At 65.9% G+C, this 16,179-nt stretch carries 17 protein-coding genes; 9 read left to right on the top strand and 8 right to left on the bottom strand.

Annotated features, from left to right (window positions below):
- Positions 1-2 precede the first annotated feature (2 nt).
- From AWB81_RS02455 to AWB81_RS02430, 6 genes are all read left to right on the top strand, one after another.
- Positions 3-554 carry a hypothetical protein gene (locus AWB81_RS02455; protein WP_062632314.1) on the top strand — a complete coding sequence of 184 codons (552 nt, stop codon included), beginning with the start codon at positions 3-5 and terminating at the stop codon, positions 552-554.
- 30 nt (positions 555-584) lie between these two features.
- A complete protein-coding gene (locus tag AWB81_RS02450) occupies positions 585-2,066 on the top strand; it encodes a PelD GGDEF domain-containing protein (RefSeq protein WP_062632313.1) in 1,482 nt (493 codons plus the stop codon).
- Positions 2,053-3,123 carry a tetratricopeptide repeat protein gene (locus tag AWB81_RS02445; RefSeq protein ID WP_062632312.1) on the top strand — a complete coding sequence of 357 codons (1,071 nt, stop codon included), beginning with the start codon at positions 2,053-2,055 and terminating at the stop codon, positions 3,121-3,123. Before AWB81_RS02450 ends, AWB81_RS02445 begins: the two co-directional genes overlap by 14 nt.
- Positions 3,120-4,703 (top strand): GT4 family glycosyltransferase PelF, encoded by a 1,584-nt coding sequence (gene pelF / locus AWB81_RS02440; RefSeq protein WP_087134773.1) that lies wholly within the window; start codon positions 3,120-3,122, stop codon positions 4,701-4,703. Before AWB81_RS02445 ends, pelF begins: the two co-directional genes overlap by 4 nt.
- A 25-nt stretch (positions 4,704-4,728) precedes the next feature.
- On the top strand, positions 4,729-6,099 hold the full coding sequence (gene pelG / locus AWB81_RS02435) for an exopolysaccharide Pel transporter PelG (protein WP_062632311.1): 1,371 nt from the start codon (positions 4,729-4,731) through the stop codon (positions 6,097-6,099).
- A 115-nt stretch (positions 6,100-6,214) separates the two neighbouring features.
- Positions 6,215-7,129 carry a formate/nitrite transporter family protein gene (locus AWB81_RS02430; protein WP_062632310.1) on the top strand — a complete coding sequence of 305 codons (915 nt, stop codon included), beginning with the start codon at positions 6,215-6,217 and terminating at the stop codon, positions 7,127-7,129.
- Positions 7,130-7,152: 23 nt separating this feature from the next.
- Here AWB81_RS02430 and AWB81_RS02425 read toward each other — a convergent pair whose 3' ends face one another.
- From AWB81_RS02425 to AWB81_RS02400, 6 genes are all read right to left on the bottom strand, one after another.
- Positions 7,153-7,467, bottom strand: coding sequence for a hypothetical protein (locus AWB81_RS02425; RefSeq protein ID WP_062632309.1), 315 nt, complete (start codon positions 7,465-7,467; stop codon positions 7,153-7,155).
- A 181-nt stretch (positions 7,468-7,648) separates the two neighbouring features.
- A complete protein-coding gene (locus AWB81_RS02420) occupies positions 7,649-7,957 on the bottom strand; it encodes a hypothetical protein (RefSeq protein WP_062632308.1) in 309 nt (102 codons plus the stop codon).
- Positions 7,958-8,219: 262 nt separating this feature from the next.
- The gene (locus tag AWB81_RS02415) at positions 8,220-8,498 is read right to left on the bottom strand and encodes a hypothetical protein (protein WP_062632307.1); all 279 of its coding nucleotides are present in this window, start codon (positions 8,496-8,498) and stop codon (positions 8,220-8,222) included.
- Between the two features lie 25 nt (positions 8,499-8,523).
- A complete protein-coding gene (locus AWB81_RS02410; RefSeq protein WP_062632464.1) occupies positions 8,524-8,853 on the bottom strand; it encodes a hypothetical protein in 330 nt (109 codons plus the stop codon).
- A gap of 109 nt (positions 8,854-8,962) precedes the next feature.
- Positions 8,963-10,669: a peptidoglycan D,D-transpeptidase FtsI family protein gene (locus AWB81_RS02405; protein ID WP_062632306.1), complete on the bottom strand. Its 1,707-nt coding sequence runs from the start codon at positions 10,667-10,669 to the stop codon at positions 8,963-8,965.
- 10 nt (positions 10,670-10,679) lie between these two features.
- Positions 10,680-11,504 (bottom strand): arylamine N-acetyltransferase family protein, encoded by an 825-nt coding sequence (locus tag AWB81_RS02400; RefSeq protein ID WP_062632305.1) that lies wholly within the window; start codon positions 11,502-11,504, stop codon positions 10,680-10,682.
- Between the two features lie 214 nt (positions 11,505-11,718).
- On the opposite strand from AWB81_RS02400, the gene zwf reads away from it, so the two are divergent.
- From zwf to AWB81_RS02385, 3 genes are read left to right on the top strand one after another with little or no spacing between them, the layout of a single operon-like run.
- A complete protein-coding gene (zwf, locus tag AWB81_RS02395; RefSeq protein WP_062632304.1) occupies positions 11,719-13,278 on the top strand; it encodes a glucose-6-phosphate dehydrogenase in 1,560 nt (519 codons plus the stop codon).
- A 13-nt stretch (positions 13,279-13,291) separates the two neighbouring features.
- Positions 13,292-14,080 (top strand): ROK family protein, encoded by a 789-nt coding sequence (locus AWB81_RS02390; RefSeq protein ID WP_062632303.1) that lies wholly within the window; start codon positions 13,292-13,294, stop codon positions 14,078-14,080.
- The gene (locus AWB81_RS02385; protein WP_062632302.1) at positions 14,077-14,967 is read left to right on the top strand and encodes an HAD family hydrolase; all 891 of its coding nucleotides are present in this window, start codon (positions 14,077-14,079) and stop codon (positions 14,965-14,967) included. Before AWB81_RS02390 ends, AWB81_RS02385 begins: the two co-directional genes overlap by 4 nt.
- Positions 14,968-15,096: 129 nt before the next feature.
- Here the strand turns inward: AWB81_RS02385 and infA are convergent, their stop codons facing one another.
- Complete coding sequence (infA, locus tag AWB81_RS02380) at positions 15,097-15,363, bottom strand: translation initiation factor IF-1 (protein ID WP_061162366.1); 267 nt, start codon at positions 15,361-15,363, stop codon at positions 15,097-15,099.
- Between the two features lie 84 nt (positions 15,364-15,447).
- A complete protein-coding gene (locus AWB81_RS02375) occupies positions 15,448-15,738 on the bottom strand; it encodes a hypothetical protein (RefSeq protein ID WP_062632301.1) in 291 nt (96 codons plus the stop codon).
- Positions 15,739-16,179: the final 441 nt, after the last annotated feature.

Here is a 16,179-nt window from a genome sequence, read left to right as displayed (position 1 = left end):
ACATGAAGAACATGATTGCCAGTGTCAACGGCGGCGCCGTCCGCGTGACCATCGCGCTCGCGGCGGCGCTCACGCTCAACGCGTGCGCGGTCGTGGATCACGGCGATGCGGTGACGGGCGTTTCAAAGGACGACAGCTTCACCGTCCTGCCGATCGTCAACCAGACGGAGACGCCGCAGGCGGGCCAGCGGGCGGCGTCGATTGCGCAGAGCCTGCTCGCGTCGAGCGGCTTCCGGCAGATGACGCGCTATCCGGCCACGGGCGACGAGGAAAATCTCTTCGACCCCGCCAGACCCGACGCCGCCGCCAAAGCGCTCGACTGGGCGCGCTCGCAGAAGATCCGCTACGCACTCACGGGCACCGTGACGGAGTGGCGCTATAAAGTGGGCGTCGACGGCGAGCCGGCCGTCGGCCTGACCTTCGACGTGATCGACGTCGAGAGCGGCAAGGTGCTCTGGAGCGCGGCGGGCAGCCGCGCCGGCTGGAGCCGCGACGCGCTCTCGGGCGTCGCGCAGAAGCTCGAGAAGCAGCTGCTCGCGCCGCTCACGCGGTAAGGCAGGCGCCGGGCAATGAGGAGAGATGACGTGGCGAACCAGACAGGGCGTGCCGCAGGCGAAAAGCGCGGCGACTCGCGCGTGCGCCGCTACAGCTCGCAGGGCGGACAGAGCATCGCGCAGGACATGCTGTGGGCGCGGGTGATCGCGCCGTCGCGCATTTCAAGGAAGCGCGCCGCATATGTCGCGGTGGAAGTCGTCGTGGCGACGCTCGTGCTCTTCGTGATCTGCCGGCTCGTCGATCCCGCCGATCCGCTCCTCGTGCGCACCGGGTTCGGCTGGGTATGGCTCGTGCCGATCGTGCTCGCGCTGCGCTACGGGACGATCGCCGGAACCGCGAGCGGGCTCCTGCTGCTTGCCTGCTGGTATGTGTCGGCGCTCGGGCCGATCGGGCCGCTCACGCCGGGCGCGCACGCGGGCGCGCATGTCCGCACCGCGTTTCCGGGCGCGTTTTTCTTCGGCGGCTTCATCGCGACGCTGCTCTGCGGCCAGTTCGGCGATATCTGGATCGGGCGGCAGCGGCAGGCGCGGGTCGCGAACGACTATCTCGCCGAGCGCCTGTCGATCCTCACGAAGAACCAGTTCCTGCTGCGGCTTTCGCACGAGCGGCTCGAACAGGACCTGCTCGCGCGGCCCGCGACCCTGCGCGATTCGCTCGGGCGGCTGCGCGCGCTCGCGTTGCGCGACGACGACCCCGGTGCGCTCAAGGGCGCCGCGCGCTTTCTGGAAGCGACCGCGCAGGCGTGCCAGATCGAGACGGCCGCGCTGTATGAATGGCGCGACGGCGGCGTCGTGGCGACGCCCGCGGCGACGGTAGGCTCGCCGTTCGAACTCGATCTCGCCGATCCGCTCGTCGTGGAGGCGCTCGACAAGCACGCGCTCGCGCATCCGCGCCCGGCCGAGGGCGAGGTCAGCGGCGGCGATACCCGTTTGCAGACGCGCTATCAGGCGGTGGCGCCGTTGCTCGATGCGGGCGGGCGGCGGGTGGCGCTCCTGGTCGTCGAGCGCATGCCGTTTCTCGCGCTCACGCGCGACAACCTGCAGTTCCTGCTGGTGCTGTGCGGCTATTACGCCGACGGCGTGCGCCACGCCGAGATCACGCGCGCGCTCATCGAAGCGTTTCCGGGCGTCCCTTACGACTTCGCACTCGATTACGCGCGCCTCGAACATCTGCACAAGGATACCGGCATCGAATCGTCGCTCGTCGCGCTGGTGTTCGATGCGAGCGCGCTCTCCGCGTCGCTCTTCGAGCACGTGCTGCGCTCGCGCCGCTCGCTCGACGTGCAGTGGCCGATCGCGCGGCAAGGCCAGCGCGCCGTGCTGACGCTCATGCCGCTTTCGGGCGAAGGCGCTGTCGACGGCTATCTGCTGCGCATCGAGGAGAACCTGCGCGCGCAATTCGGCACCGACTTCGAAACGGCGCACGTCGCGACCTATTCGATGCGCGTCGGCCGCGCGGCGCCCGTCGAGGCGCTGCTCGCTTTCCTGAGGCTCTGCCATGTCGATCAGTGATTCGCGCGTAGCTGCCGCGTTCGCGCTCGTCGCGGCAATCGCCGGGGCGGCGCTGCAGATCCATGTATTCGTAATCGCGGCGGGCAACGGGCCGCAGACCGCGTTGCTCTTGCGCTGTCTCGAACTGCAGGCGCTCGCCGCCGTGCTGATCGCGCTCGCGGCGTGGCAGGTGCTGCCGCGCCGCTATCAGATTCCGGGCAAGGCGTCGTGGTTCTATCTGTGGTTCTTCAACTTCAGCGTGCCGGTGGGCGGCGTGCTCGCCACCGTTTGCGCGATGACGCTCGCGCTTGCGCTGCCGCGCCGTGTCGAGGCGAGCGGCATCGCGTATGTGGAGGAACCGCAGTTCGCGACCCACCTGATCCCGCATGTGTCGTACGGGCGCGGCGCGCGCCTGAAGGCCGAATTGCAGAACGCCGAAGCCGCGACGTCGCTGCGCATGACCGCGCTGCTCGCGATGCAGTCGATGCCCGCGCACACCATCAGTCCGCTTCTGCGCGGCATGCTGGCCGACCCGCTCGACGACATCCGGCTGCTCGCCTACGGAATGCTCGACAGCCAGGAGAAGCTCCTGACGCAGAAGATTCTCGCCGAACGCCCGAAGCTCGCGCGCGAACTCGCGCCGCGCGAACGGTATCGCGTGAACAAGACGCTGGCGGCGCTCTATGGCGAGCTGATCTACGGGCACCTCGTGCAGGGCGACGTCTACCGCAACGCCGCCCAACAGGCCGATGCCTACGCCCAGGCGGCCCTCGCAATCGAGCCGGGCGATGCGTCGCTGTGGCGCATGCGCGGGCGGCTCGCGCTCGACCGGCGGGATCTCGACGACGCGGAAGCGCTGCTCGCGCGCGCGATCGAGTGCGGCTTCGCCCGCGACCGCATGCTGCCTTATCTCGCGGAAGCCGCGTACCTGCGCGGCGACTACGTCCGCGTGCGGTCGCTGCTCGCGCAGATGAACCCGTCCGCCGTGCTGCCGGTGATGAAGCCCGTGCTCGACTACTGGCTGCCCGGCGGCGCTTCCGCTTCGTCTCCCGCTTCAATGAAAAAGGCGCTGTCATGAGTACCGTCGAGCACGCCCCGTATCAGACCGAGTGGCCGGCGGCCAGCACGTCGCTGCTGAAAGCGCCGAAGGCCGATGTCGTCCTGCTGCTCGAAGGCACGTTTCCGTATGTGAGCGGCGGCGTGTCGAGCTGGGTCAACCAGATGATCCGCGCGTTCCCGGAGCATTCGTTCGCGCTGTGCTTTCTCGGCAGCCGGCCGCAGGATTATCCGAAGCTGTCGTATCCGCTGCCGGACAACGTCGTGCATCAGGAAAACCACTTTCTCTACGATTTCGCCGCGCCGCCGTCGATCGAGAAGGGTCGCGGCGACCGCGCGGCGTTCGCGCAGTCGGCGCAATTGCACGACGCGATGCGCAACCCCGCAATGCGCGCCGCGGCCGGCGCGATGCTCAAGGACATGCTCGGAGAACTCGCGCCCGGCGGCAAGCTCTCGGAGCAGGAGTTTCTCTACTCGCGCGAGGCCTGGAAGTTCATCACCGAGCAGTATCGCGAGCGCTGCACGGACCCCTCGTTCGTCGATTACTTCTGGACCGTGCGGATCATGCACAAGCCGCTCTGGCAACTCGCGCGGATTGCCGAAACGCTGCCGCTCGCGGGCGTCTATCACACGGTATCGACGGGCTATGCGGGCTTTCTCGGCGCGCTCGCGCATCACCGGACCGGGCGGCCGCTGCTCGTCTCGGAACACGGCATCTATACGAAGGAACGCAAGATCGACCTGTTCCAGAGCCAGTGGATCCGCGACAACCGCAGCATCTTCGAGCGCGACGTGTCGCAGGTCGGCTATTTCCGCGACCTGTGGGTGCGCTTCTTCGAGACGCTCGGACGCGTGTGCTACGACGCCGCCGCCGACATCATCGCGCTCTACGAAGGCAACCGGCAGCGCCAGGTCACGGACGGCGCGCCCGCGCACAAGACCGCGAGCATTCCGAACGGCGTGAATCTCGCGCGGCTCGCGGCGTTACGCGACAAGCGCGCGTCGAAGGTGCCGAAGACGCTCTGCCTGATCGGCCGCGTGGTGCCGATCAAGGACATCAAGACCTTCATCCGCGCGATGCTGACGGTGGTGCGCGAGGAGCCGGAGGCAGAGGCTTGGATCGCCGGCCCCGAGGACGAAGACGAAGAATACGCGAAGGAATGCCGCAGTCTCGTCGAGAGCCTCGGACTCGAAGAGAAGGTGAAGTTTCTCGGCTTCCAGAAGATCGACGAACTGTTGCCGCGCTGCGGCGTGCTGATCCTGAGTTCGATTTCGGAGGCGCTGCCGCTCGTCGTGCTCGAAGGGTTCGCGGCCGGCGTGCCGTCCGTCACGACGGACGTGGGCTCCTGCCGGCAACTGATCTACGGCCTGCCGGGCGAGGACGCGGCGCTCGGTGCGGCGGGGCGTGTCGTGCAGATCGCCGATCCGCGCGCGCTCGCGCAGGCCGCGCTCGATCTGCTCGACGACAGGAACTGGCACGCTGCGCAGGCGGCGGGCATCGCGCGAGTCGAGCGGTTCTATACGCAGGACATGATGGTCGGCGCCTATCGTTCGCTCTATGCGCGCCTGATCGCGGCGCCGGGGGACGCGAAGGCCGGCTGAGCACTCACTTCTTTCGGGCACCGACATGGCTGGAATCGGCTTCGAACTGCGCAAGATGCTCCGGCGCGACACGCTCGCGGGACTGATGCAGGCCTACGCATACGCGGGCCTCATCAGCGCGGGGCCGTGGATTCTCTCGATCGTCGGCATTCTGCTGATCGGCATCCTGAGCCTGCCTTTCGTGCTGCCGACCGGGCTCATCACGCAGTTCCAGGTGTCCGTCACGTACCTGATTTCACTGAGCCTCGTGCTGACGGGGCCGCTGCAGCTCGCCTATACGCGCTTCACGTCGGATCGTCTCTTCGAGAAGCGCGCCGATCTCGTGCTGCCGAATTTCCACGGTGCGGCGCTCGTCACTTCGGTGGCCGCGACGGTGCTGGGCGGGCTCGCCGTCGTGTTTCTGTTTCCTGCGCAAAGTGCCCCCTACCGGCTGCTGATGCTTGCTGGCTTTGTCGTGATGAGCAACATCTGGCTCGCGACCATCTTCCTCTCCGGCATGAAGCAGTACATGTCGATCCTGTGGGTGTTCTTCATCGGCTATGCGTTGACGACCGGCGCCGCGATCACGCTAAACGTGTTCGGTCTGACGGGGCTGCTCGGCGGTTTCGTCGGCGGGCAGACGGTGCTGCTCGCGGGGCTTCTGACGCTCATCTATCGCGACTACACGGGCAGCCGCTTCATGGCGTTCGAGCTGTTCATGAAGCGCTACCGCTATCCGACGCTGATGCTCACCGGCTTCCTGTACAACCTCGGCATCTGGGCCGACAAGTTCATGTTCTGGTATTCGCCGGCGACCGGGCAACACGTGATCGGACCGCTGCGCGCGTCGATCATTTACGACATTCCGGTGTTCCTCTCCTACCTCGCGATCATCCCGGGGATGGCGGTGTTCCTGATGCGCATCGAGACGGACTTCGTCGAGTATTACGACGAGTTCTATAACGCCGTGCGCGAGGGCGCATCGCTGCAGCACATCGAGCGCATGCGCAATGCGATGGTCGAGGCCTTGCGCAACGGACTCTATGAAATCGTGAAAGTGCAGGCGACCGCCGCGCTGATGCTGTTCGCGATCGGCACCGTGCTACTGAACTGGCTGCGGATTTCGACGCTCTACCTGCCGCTGCTTTACGTCGACGTGATCGCCGCGAGCCTGCAGGTGATCTTCATGGGCGTGATCAACGTGTTCTTCTATCTCGACAAGCGCCGCGTGGTGCTCGTGCTGGTCGCGCTGTTCGTGCTGTTCAACGTCGTGTTCACTGGAATCACGCTCGCCCTCAACCCGGGCTGGTACGGCTACGGCTTCGCGCTCGCGCTGCTCGCCGTCGTGCTCCTGAGCCTCTACTGGCTCGACCGAAAGCTCGATACGCTCGAATACGAGACCTTCATGCTCCAGTGATGCGATTGCCGGGCATCGTTCGTGCTTGACCGGGACGTCGTTTCCGAAAATACACGGACGCGCAATTCCCGCTCATTCGCTCATTCGTCGGCGAGCATCCCGGAGAAACAAGTCCATGTCAGACCAGCAGAACCGTTCCCATACGCGTTCCGGATCGGGCGCGCCCGCTGCCACCCCGGAAGCTTCGGAAGCCGGCGCGAATTCCCCCCATCTGAACCGCGACGAGCAGGACCAGGCCGCCGAGCATTCGACACCACGCGCGCTAGTGATCCACGAGATCGTGCGCGAGGAAGGCGAAGCGGCGATGGACCGCACCGCCGGCGCACTGATCTGGTCGGCGCTGGCGGCGGGGCTGTCGATGGGCTTTTCGTTTCTCGTGCAGTCGATCCTCGAAAGCGCGCTGCCCGAAACGAGCTGGCGCGGGCTCGTGTCGAGCTTCGGCTATACGGTCGGATTCGTGATCGTGATCCTCGGGCGCCAGCAGCTTTTCACCGAGAGCACGCTCTCCGCGGTGCTGCCGGTGCTCACGCGGCGCGACATGAAGACGTTCCTCAAGACGCTGCGCCTCTGGTCGATCGTGCTGCTCTTCAACCTGATCGGCACGGTGATCTTTGCATCGATCCTGCAGTTTCCCGGCGTGTTTTCGCCCGAAGTCACCGAGTCGCTGGCGAAGGTCGCGCAGACGCCGCTGACGGGAAGCTTCGGCGTGACCGTCGTGCGCGGCATGTTCGCGGGATGGCTGATTGCGCTGATGGTGTGGCTGCTGCCGAGCGCGCGCTCGGCGCGCCTGCTCACGATTCTCCTGATCACCTACACGGTCGCGGTGAGCAAGCTGTCGCACGTGATCGCCGGATCGGTCGAGGCGTCGTACGCGGTGATGACGGGTGCGGCAAGCATCGGCGATTACTTCGGCGTGTTCCTGCTGCCGACCTTCATCGGCAACATGATCGGCGGGATCTCGCTCGTTGCGATCGTCAATCATGCGGCGATCGCGCCGGAGATCACCGGCGCGCCGAACCGGCAGGACTGATGCGTTAGGGCGGCGCGGTGGCGTTATTTGTTGCTGCCGGCGCCCGTGCCATAAAGGCCGTTGTTGAAGCCGCCGGCGCCTTCGGTCTTGTGGTCTTTGCCGGCGGTCGCGCCGCGGTTCTTGCCGGCGGCGTCCTTCGACTGGGGCGCCTGCGATTCGTGAACGGCCGAATTGGCGGCGGCCGGCTGCGTGCCCATCGCGGACGCGCGATTCTCCTGCTGCTCGGAGCCGCTGCCGCTCGTGATCTGCGCGAAGCCGTACGTGCTGTACACGGCGATCGAGCATGCGAACGCGGCCGCGGCGATGCGGCGCAGGGAAGTGGAATCGAAACGGGACATGCGCGCTCCAGAAAGACTCAAGGTCTTTGAAAGGAGCAGGAAGAATGCCTGACGGCGTCGCGCGAAGCGGCTCCGCCTTGCATCCTGCATCGACTGGAACACTTACAGGAAAACTTGCGCGTCGTCGCTCCGCGACGACGCTCGTGGCTCGCGCCGCAGCGCGAAGGGGCGAAAGCGGCGGTTAGGCCGCTTTCGCCCAAAGCCTATTGGTCGTTCTCCTGCGACCCGGCGTGGAGTCGCGTGGTCCTTTGCCGACCGCGTCGAGCGCGCCCCGCAATGCCTCGATGCGTCGCTTCTGCGCCGGCACGAGCGCGTACTGCGTGCCGACGGCATTGAGCCGCTCGCGCCAGTATTCGACGTTCAGTGTTCCGGAGGACTGCGTGCTCATCGTCCGAAGCTGAGCGAGCGCGCGTTCGATATGCTGAAGTTCAACATCGGCCATGGCCGAGGGCAGCAGGCTGCCCGTGGTCTCGGATTTCTTCTTTTTCATTTACTCGTCACCGTTTCAGCCACGCGGCAGCGGACGCGAATGAACTCGTCCGTCGCCGCGCGGGCACCCCGTTCGCCTGAACGCTCGTCGTCGTTTCAGGCGGCCCCTCGGTTTATGCGACCGTTTTCAAAAATGTACGCAAGGCGAGGGCAGGTGCTCCGTCTGGCATCGCACATTGTTGCGCCGAACAGCGCCACGTTTGGCTCGTGCTGTGGCGCGGCGAACAGGGATGCCGGCAAGCGGAGTGAAATGGTGCGGGCGTTCAGCCCTCGCCGGGATCGCGCGCCTTGCCGCTGCGCCTGATCTGCTCTTCCATCGCGAGATCGAGCTTGCTGGTCTTGCGCGGCTTCGCGGGCTGGATCGCGTTGACGAACGTGACGAATTCGTCCATCGGCAGCGGCGCGCAGACTTTCTGGTCGCCGTCGGCCGATTTGTCGACGAGATAGAACAGGCCGCCGCTCATGCCGACGGCCGCGTATTGCGGATTGCCACTGCGGGTCTTGAGCCGCTCGACAGCGGCGATTGCCTTGGTGGAGCGCATCGTCAGGCTTCCGTTCCGGGATCAATCAAGGCGCGCACTTCTTGCCCGCGCCCTCGATCCACAGATTCGACGTGTGGCGCTGGCCCGGATAGAAGCGATAGCTTGTCTCGCCGTTGTCGAAGCGCACTTTGATCACGTTCGAGTCGCCGAATTCGAGCATCACGCCCTGCGGGATCGGCGTCTTCTTGTAGGGCGCGTCGTGCTTGTCGGCTTCCTTCGTGATGCACTGCACGATGCTCTCGACGGAACTGTTCGAGGCTTTCTCGACTTCCGGCTCGCCTGCGTCGGGGTTGTGAAAGTAGCCGCATGCGTTGAGAAGCAGGGGAAGCGCGAGCAGCGCTGCGAGTTTTTTCATGGTCTCTCTGAGCATTCGTTCTCTCGATCTGAAGGCGTCATTAGAGCACGGCGCCCTTACGGTTTCGACAGAATGACGGCAGCAAGGCGCGCGCCCGCCGCGTTGCGCATCACGCGTCGGGCGGCACGCCGAGCAGTTGCATCGTCCCGCCGACAATCCCCGAAAACACCGGCCCCGCCACCGTTCCGCCGTAATAGGAACCCGTCGACGGCTCGTCGATCATCACCGCGACGATCACGCGCGGCGAGCTCATCGGCGCCATGCCGACGAATGACGCGCGGTATTTGTTCTTCGCATACGCGCGCCCGACCTGCTTTCGCGCCGTGCCCGTCTTGCCGCCGACGCGGTAGCCCTCGACGTTCGCCGCGCGCCCGGTGCCCTCGGGTCCCATCGCCATTTCGAGCATGGTGCGGATGGCCGCGGCGGTCGCCGGCTGCGTGACGGCGAGCGGCGCGGGGCGCTTTTCGTCGAGCACGAGCGTCGCCGGATGGAAGTGGCCGGTTCCGGCGTAGGCGGTGTAGACCTGCGCGATCTGCAACAGCGACAGCGAGAGCCCGTAGCCGTACGCCATCGTCGCCTGCTCGATCGGCTTCCAGCGCTCGTGCGAGCGCAACCGGCCGGTGGCGGCGCCTGGAAACGTCAGTTCGGGCGCGCTGCCGATGCCGTATTCGCGATACTTCTGCCACATCGTTTCGGGCCGGAGCTTGAGCGCGAGCTTGGTGAGCGCGATGTTGCTCGACATCTGCACCGCCTGCGACACCGTGATGACGCCGTGATTCGACGTGTCGTGGATCACGTTCGGCCCGAGTTTGAAGGTGCCCGGCGAGGTATCGATGCGCGTGTCGGGCCGTGCGACGCCGAGATCGATCGAGAGCGCCGCGACGAGCGGCTTGATCGTCGAGCCGGGCTCGAAGGTGTCGGTGAGTGCGCGGTTGCGCAACTGCTCGCCGGTCAGCCGGGCGCGGTCGTTCGGATCGAAGGTCGGATAGTTCGCGAGCGCGAGGATTTCGCCGTTGCGCGCATCGAGCACGACGACGCTGCCCGCGCGCGCCTGGTGCTTCGTGATCGCCGCCTTCAGTTGCGTGTGCGCGAGCTGCTGGATGCGACGGTCGATCGTCAGGTGAATCGTCTCGCCGTTCTGCGGTGGCGCGGTCTCGCCGATTTCTGAGATTACGCGGCCGAGCCGGTCGCGGATCACCTCGCGCTGGCCCTGTTCGCCCGTCAGCCGCGCGTTGGCGGCGAGTTCGATGCCTTCCTGGCCGCTGTCCTCGCTGTTCGTGAAGCCGACGATGTGCGCCGCCGACTCGCCTTCCGGATAGAAGCGCTTCGTGTCCGGCACGAGCGTGACGCCCGCGCGGCCCGTCTCGGCAATCCGCGCCGCCGTATCCGCGTCGACCTGGCGCCTGAGCAGCACGAACGAGCGGCTCGCGTTGAGGCGCCGCAGCAATTCCTTCTCCGGCATGTCGATCAGGCGCGCGACGTCGCGAGCGCGTCCGGCGTCGAAGAGCTTCGGCGTCGCCCAGATTTCGTAGGTGGCGAGGCTCACGGCGAGCATCGCGCCGTTGCGGTCGACGATCCGGCCGCGCGTCGCCTCCAGTTCGAGCGTGCGCTGATAACGCTTCTGGCCTTCGTTGATGTAGAAGTCCTGGTTGAGCACCTGCACCCACAGCGCGCGGCCGGCGAGCGCGGCGAACGCGCCGGAAACGCACAGGAGGACGAGCGTCGAGCGCCACTTCGGCAGGCGGCTCGCCAGCATCGGATTTGGGTGCGGCGTCTGGTAGGCGACCCGGCCGGGCGTTTTCTTCTTGTTGAACATGGGCGATCGGTCAGGGCAGGCGTGCGAGCATCGCGTCGAGACCGGAGTTCGCGTCATCCGGCAGACGAATGCCGATTTCGTGTTGCAGCACGTCGCGCAATGCGTCCACCGTCGTCAGTTCGCGCTGCGACGGATTGGCGCCGTACACACTCAGCCGCCGGTTGAACATCGCGTAGCGCGAATCCGCCGCGACGCGCGCCACCAGCAGGTTGCTCACGAAGATCGACTGCGGATGCGTCGAAACGAAGTGGTTCGCGATTTCGTAGTCGATGTCGAACTGCGGTTCGAGGTCGAAGCGGTAGACCGGCGCCCACGCGTCGTCCAGCTTCACCTGCAGCAGGTAGTTGTGCGCGTCGATGGCGTCGATACGGAAGGGCTCGTGGGGCGTCGCCTGCTCGCGCCCGGTTTCGAGGACGAGCGGCGCGGTGAGCGTCACGCCGCCGAAGCCGACGTCGGCCAGATAAGTGACGCCTTCCAGATCGACCAGCAGTAGCATGTGCGTGCGCGCCGGCACTTGCGGATCGGTGCGGCCCCACACGACGCGCGCAGCGAAACTGCGGGTTGTAAAGCCGAGCGCGTCGAGCGCGCCGCGAAACAGCAGGTTGTGCTCGAAGCAGTAGCCGCCGCGCCGCGCGCCGACGAGCTTCTGCTGAATCGATTGCAAGTCGAGCCGCACGGGGCGCCCGAGCAGTGGGTCGAGATTTTCGAAGGGAATCGTTTGCGGATGCAGCCGGTGAAGCGCCGCGAGCGTGTCGAGCGAGGCCTCGCGCGGACCGTCGAAACCGATTCGCTCGAAATACGCGTCGAGGTCGATCGAAGTGTTAGGTGCGTTCATTATTCGAAGTCTTGTCCGTGAAAGCGTGCCGAGGCGCGACCGTCCGCCGCCGGAATGGCGCATATTTTACGACACGAAAGGTTAAAAATTACAAAATACCTACGATGTCACGCGTTTTCGACGCGCGATGCCGACGTTTTGAACTGTGCCGCAGGCAGAGAGGTCTTTCCAGATTCAAGTCCCGCACATCGCTTCACTCACTTACGGACGGACCATGCCCACCGAACACGACCAACCCGCCACGAACGCCGATGCCGCCCAGGCCGCGCCGCTCGCCGGCAAGCATCCGGCGCCGCCCTGCGCGCTCGTCATCTTCGGCGCGGGCGGCGACCTGACGAAACGCCTGCTGATGCCGGCGCTGTACAACCTTTCGTCGGACGGATTGCTCGACGATGGCATGCAGATCGTCGGCGTGAATCATGGTCAGCGCGAGACCAGCGACTTTCGCGACGAGCTGACGCAGTCGCTGCGCAAGTTCGCCGCCGACCGGGCGAGCACCTTCCACACGTCGCAACTGAACGAAAAGGCGTGGAACTGGGTTGTGGAGCGCACGCAGTACTTCGCGGGCGAGTTCGAATCCGACGATACCTTCAACGGCCTGAAGCAGCTCCTCTCGACGATGAAGACCGGCAACGTCGTGTTCTATCTCGCCGTGACGGCGCGCTTCTTCAACCCGATCGTCGAGCATCTCGGGCGCGCCGGGCTGCTGAAGGAAGAGGGCGGCAACTTCAGTCGGCTCGTGATCGAGAAGCCGTTCGGCACCGATCTCGCCTCGGCGAAAGCCCTCAACGCGCACATCCTGAGTTACGCGAACGAACAGCAGGTCTATCGCATCGATCACTTTCTCGGCAAGGACACGGTGCAGAGCATTCTCGCCGTGCGCTTCGCGAACGCGCTCTTCGAGCCGATGTGGCGGCGCGAATACATCGATCACGTACAGATCACGGCCGCCGAGACGATCGGCGTGGAAGGGCGCGGGCGCTTCTACGAGCAGACGGGCGCGTTTCGCGACATGGTGCCGAACCATCTGTTCCAGCTGCTCGGCATGATCGCGATGGAGCCGCCCAATTCGTTCGACGCCGAAACCGTGCGCGACAAAAAGGCCGAAGTCTTCGACGCCATGAAGCCGCTCACCGCGCAGGATGTCGTCTTCGGGCAGTACGAGAAGGGGCCGGCGGGCCCGGGCTACAAGGAAGAACCCGACGTCGCGCCCGACAGCCGCACGGAGACGTATGCGGCGGCGCGCGTCTTCATCGACAACTGGCGCTGGGCCGGCGTGCCGTTCTACCTGCGCACGGGCAAGCGGCTCGCGGCGCGCCGCACGGAACTGTCGGTGCAGTTGAAGACCGTGCCGTTCCGCCTGTTTCGCGATACGTCCGTCGATCGCCTGACGCCCAACGTGCTCACGCTGCGCATCGACCCGGCGCACGGCACGAGCTTCGATTTCAACGTGAAGGTGCCGGGGCCGGTGATGCAGATCGGCGCGGTGCAGTCGTCGTTCAATTACGGCGACTTTTTCGCCGAGCGCGCGAACGTCGGCTATGAAACGCTGCTCTATGACTGCATGCTCGGCGACGAGACGCTTTTCCAGCGTGCCGACAGCATCGAAACGGCCTGGGCCGCCGCCGATCCGGTGTTGCATCCGAAAGACGGTCCGTTGCCGGTGCACGGTTATGCGGCGGGCAGCAGCGGCCCGGCCGAAGCCGACGCACTGCTCGCCGCCGACGGCCGCGCCTGGCGGCCGCTCGTCGATACCCGCAAGAAAGAAGACTAAGGAGACCCAACACGTGGCAACTGGAAAAAAACAAGGCAAGCCCGAGCGGATCCTCGCGATCGACGTCGGCGGAACGGGCCTGAAGGCGGCGATCATCGGCGCGGACGGCCACATGGAGAGCGAGCGCCTGCGCGTCGCGACACCGCATCCGTGCACGCCCGAGCAACTCGTCGACACGCTCGCCCAACTGGTCGCGCCGCTCGCCGAACCGCCGCCGACGCACGTCTCGATCGGCTTTCCCGGCGTCGTGCGCAACAACCGCGTGCTGACGGCTCCGAATATCGGCGACGAGAGCTGGCACGACTTTCCGCTCGCCGACATGCTCGCCGCGCGGCTCGGCAACCCGCCGGTGCGCATGATCAACGATGCCGAAATGCAGGGCCTCGCCGCGATCGAAGGGCACGGCATCGAGTTCGTGCTGACGCTCGGCACTGGCGCGGGCACGGCGGTCTTTCGCGACGGCGAGCTGATGCCGCATCTCGAACTCGCGCATCATCCGGTCGCGAAGAAGAAGACCTACGACGAGTACATCGGCAACGCGGCGCGCGAGAAGGTGGGCGGCAAGCGCTGGAACAGGCGCGTCGAGAAGATCATCGGCGTGCTGGCGTCGCTCGTGAACTACGACAAGATGTGGATCGGCGGCGGCAATGCCGCGCATCTCAAGTTCGACCTGCCGGCGAACGTGGCGGTGGTGTCGAACGCGGCGGGCATCGAGGGCGGCGCGAGGCTCTGGCATCCGCGCTCCGTGCGCGAGTCGCGTCAATTGCCCGCCGCCAATCAGCGCACAGGAGCGTTCGAATGACGGCTCATCGCAAATACGGACTGCGCGCGGTGATCGGCGACGGCCAGGCCGCGTTCGACGCGCTCGCGCAAATCGACCTCGTGATCACCGATTGCGACGGCACGCTGCTACATACCGACAAGACGCTCAGCGCCGCGGCCGTCGACGCGGTTCGGCGCCTGCAGGCGGCGGGCGTCAAGTTCACGGTCGCGAGCAGCCGGCCGGGCGCGGGCATGCGAAAGATCGTCGAGGCGCTCGACGTGAACCTGCCGTTCGCGTCGTACAACGGCGGCAATATCGTGGCGCCGGGCACGTGGGAAGTGCTGGGCGCGCACAAGCTGACGCGCGAGGCGGTCGATACCGTGCTCGCGCGTTTCGGGCACGACGGTATCGACGCGTGGGTGTTCATCGGCGACGCGTGGTATCTGACGAACCCCGGAGGCGCGTACGTGCCGCTCGAGCGGCGCACGGTCGGGTACGACGGCGTACTGGTGCAAAGCTTCGACGAACTGGATCTCGCAGCCGTCGATAAGATCGTCGGTTCGAGCGCGGACGGTGCGCTCCTCGCGCGCGTGGAAAGCGAATTGCAGACCGCGCTGCACGGCCGCGCGATCGCCGCGCGTTCGCAGAGCTATTACCTCGACGTCACGCACGTGCTCGCCAACAAGGGCGAAGCGGCGTGCGAACTGTCGCGGCATGCGGGCGTGCCGCTCGGCCGCGTGGCCGTACTCGGCGACATGGCGAACGACGTCCCGATGTTCGATGCAGCGGGGCTCGCGATTTCGATGGGGCAGTCGTCGGAAGCCGTGCAGGCGCGTTCGTGCCTGGTGTCGGCGAGCAACGACGAAGAGGGATTTGCCATCGCGATCGATGCGCTGCTGGCTGCGCGCGCCGAGGTCGCGGGATAGGGCTTGAGGGAAGTGGAACGGGAGAGGGCGGCTTCGACGCGCGCGCACTGCCGGCGGCAATGCCGGGCGACGTCGAACCGTGCTCTTCCTGGCGTTTGTCCGCGAAATTGCCGGACGCAGGCCGATGCATCAGCGGCGACGCATCTGGGGACGGGGTCCGCCGCCGCCGGCGCGCTCGTCCTTGTGCCGGAAGTTGATACGGCCCTTGGTCAGGTCGTACACCGACAATTCCAGCGTCACGCGGTCGCCCGCGAGAATGCGAATGTGATTCTTGCGCATGCGGCCCGACGCGTAAGCACCGACCACGACGCCGTTATCTAGCGTAACGCGGTAGCGGCTATCGGGAAGCACTTCGTCGACAATGCCGTCCAACTCGATGAGTTCTTCTTTCGCCATATGAAGCTCCTGTCTGAACAATAATGAGATTGTAGGTGACGCGCGGGCTTTACGCTCCCGCATCACACGGTATCAATGCGCGTCTCAGAGATCCGCGACCGTCTGGCCGTCGATTTCTCCGTCAATCAGCTTTTCCGCATGCGTGAGGCATGCGCGGCGCGCCTGACCGCCGTTTTCGAACGCTTGGGGCTGGGTTACGCGAAACACGCGGCTGTCGCCGGCGGCTTCCTCGCCTTCGGGCACCGCGCGGCGGATTCGCACCGACGCCTCGTAGCCCGCATCCGCAGCGCGAACCGCGACGCCGTCACGCGCGCCGCGCGGGTAGATCAGCGGATGGATCTCGTATCCCTTATACGTCTTGATCGTGTCTTTCATGTTTCCTTTGTCCTGTGTTGCGCTCGCCCCCGGAACGCACATGTGAGCGGCCATGATGCCGCGGACGCGAGCCATCGAGGCTCGGCAAGCGGCTGCGAACAGCCACAAGCGGCTCAAAGACGGCTCAGCGGCCTAAACGGCCAGGCGCGGCTCGTGTGCCAAGCGAGCAAAAAACGAAACGCAGCGCTTCGGCGGCGCGGTCGCTTCATGGGCTTTTCGTGATGAAGAACGTGACGGTCACGAACCGCCGACGTCGCTGAAACTCAACTGTGGCCCGAACCCGGGCCAAAACTTGAAGGCGAATGCCGGGAAAATGCTGCCGACATTGCCGGGGCGATGACATTCAGCGCCTGTTTCTGGAATTTCGCGCTGACATGCTGGGTGGTCGCTGCTGCCGGTGAGATCCTGCCACGCATGTGGTGCCGCGCTCGCGCAAGATCA

Source organism: Caballeronia arationis (assembly GCF_001544975.2).
In the GTDB taxonomy this organism is placed as follows: Bacteria; Pseudomonadota; Gammaproteobacteria; order Burkholderiales; family Burkholderiaceae; genus Caballeronia; species Caballeronia arationis.
Note: the sequence above shows the minus strand (reverse complement) of the source record. Positions and strands in the feature narration are given on the sequence as shown.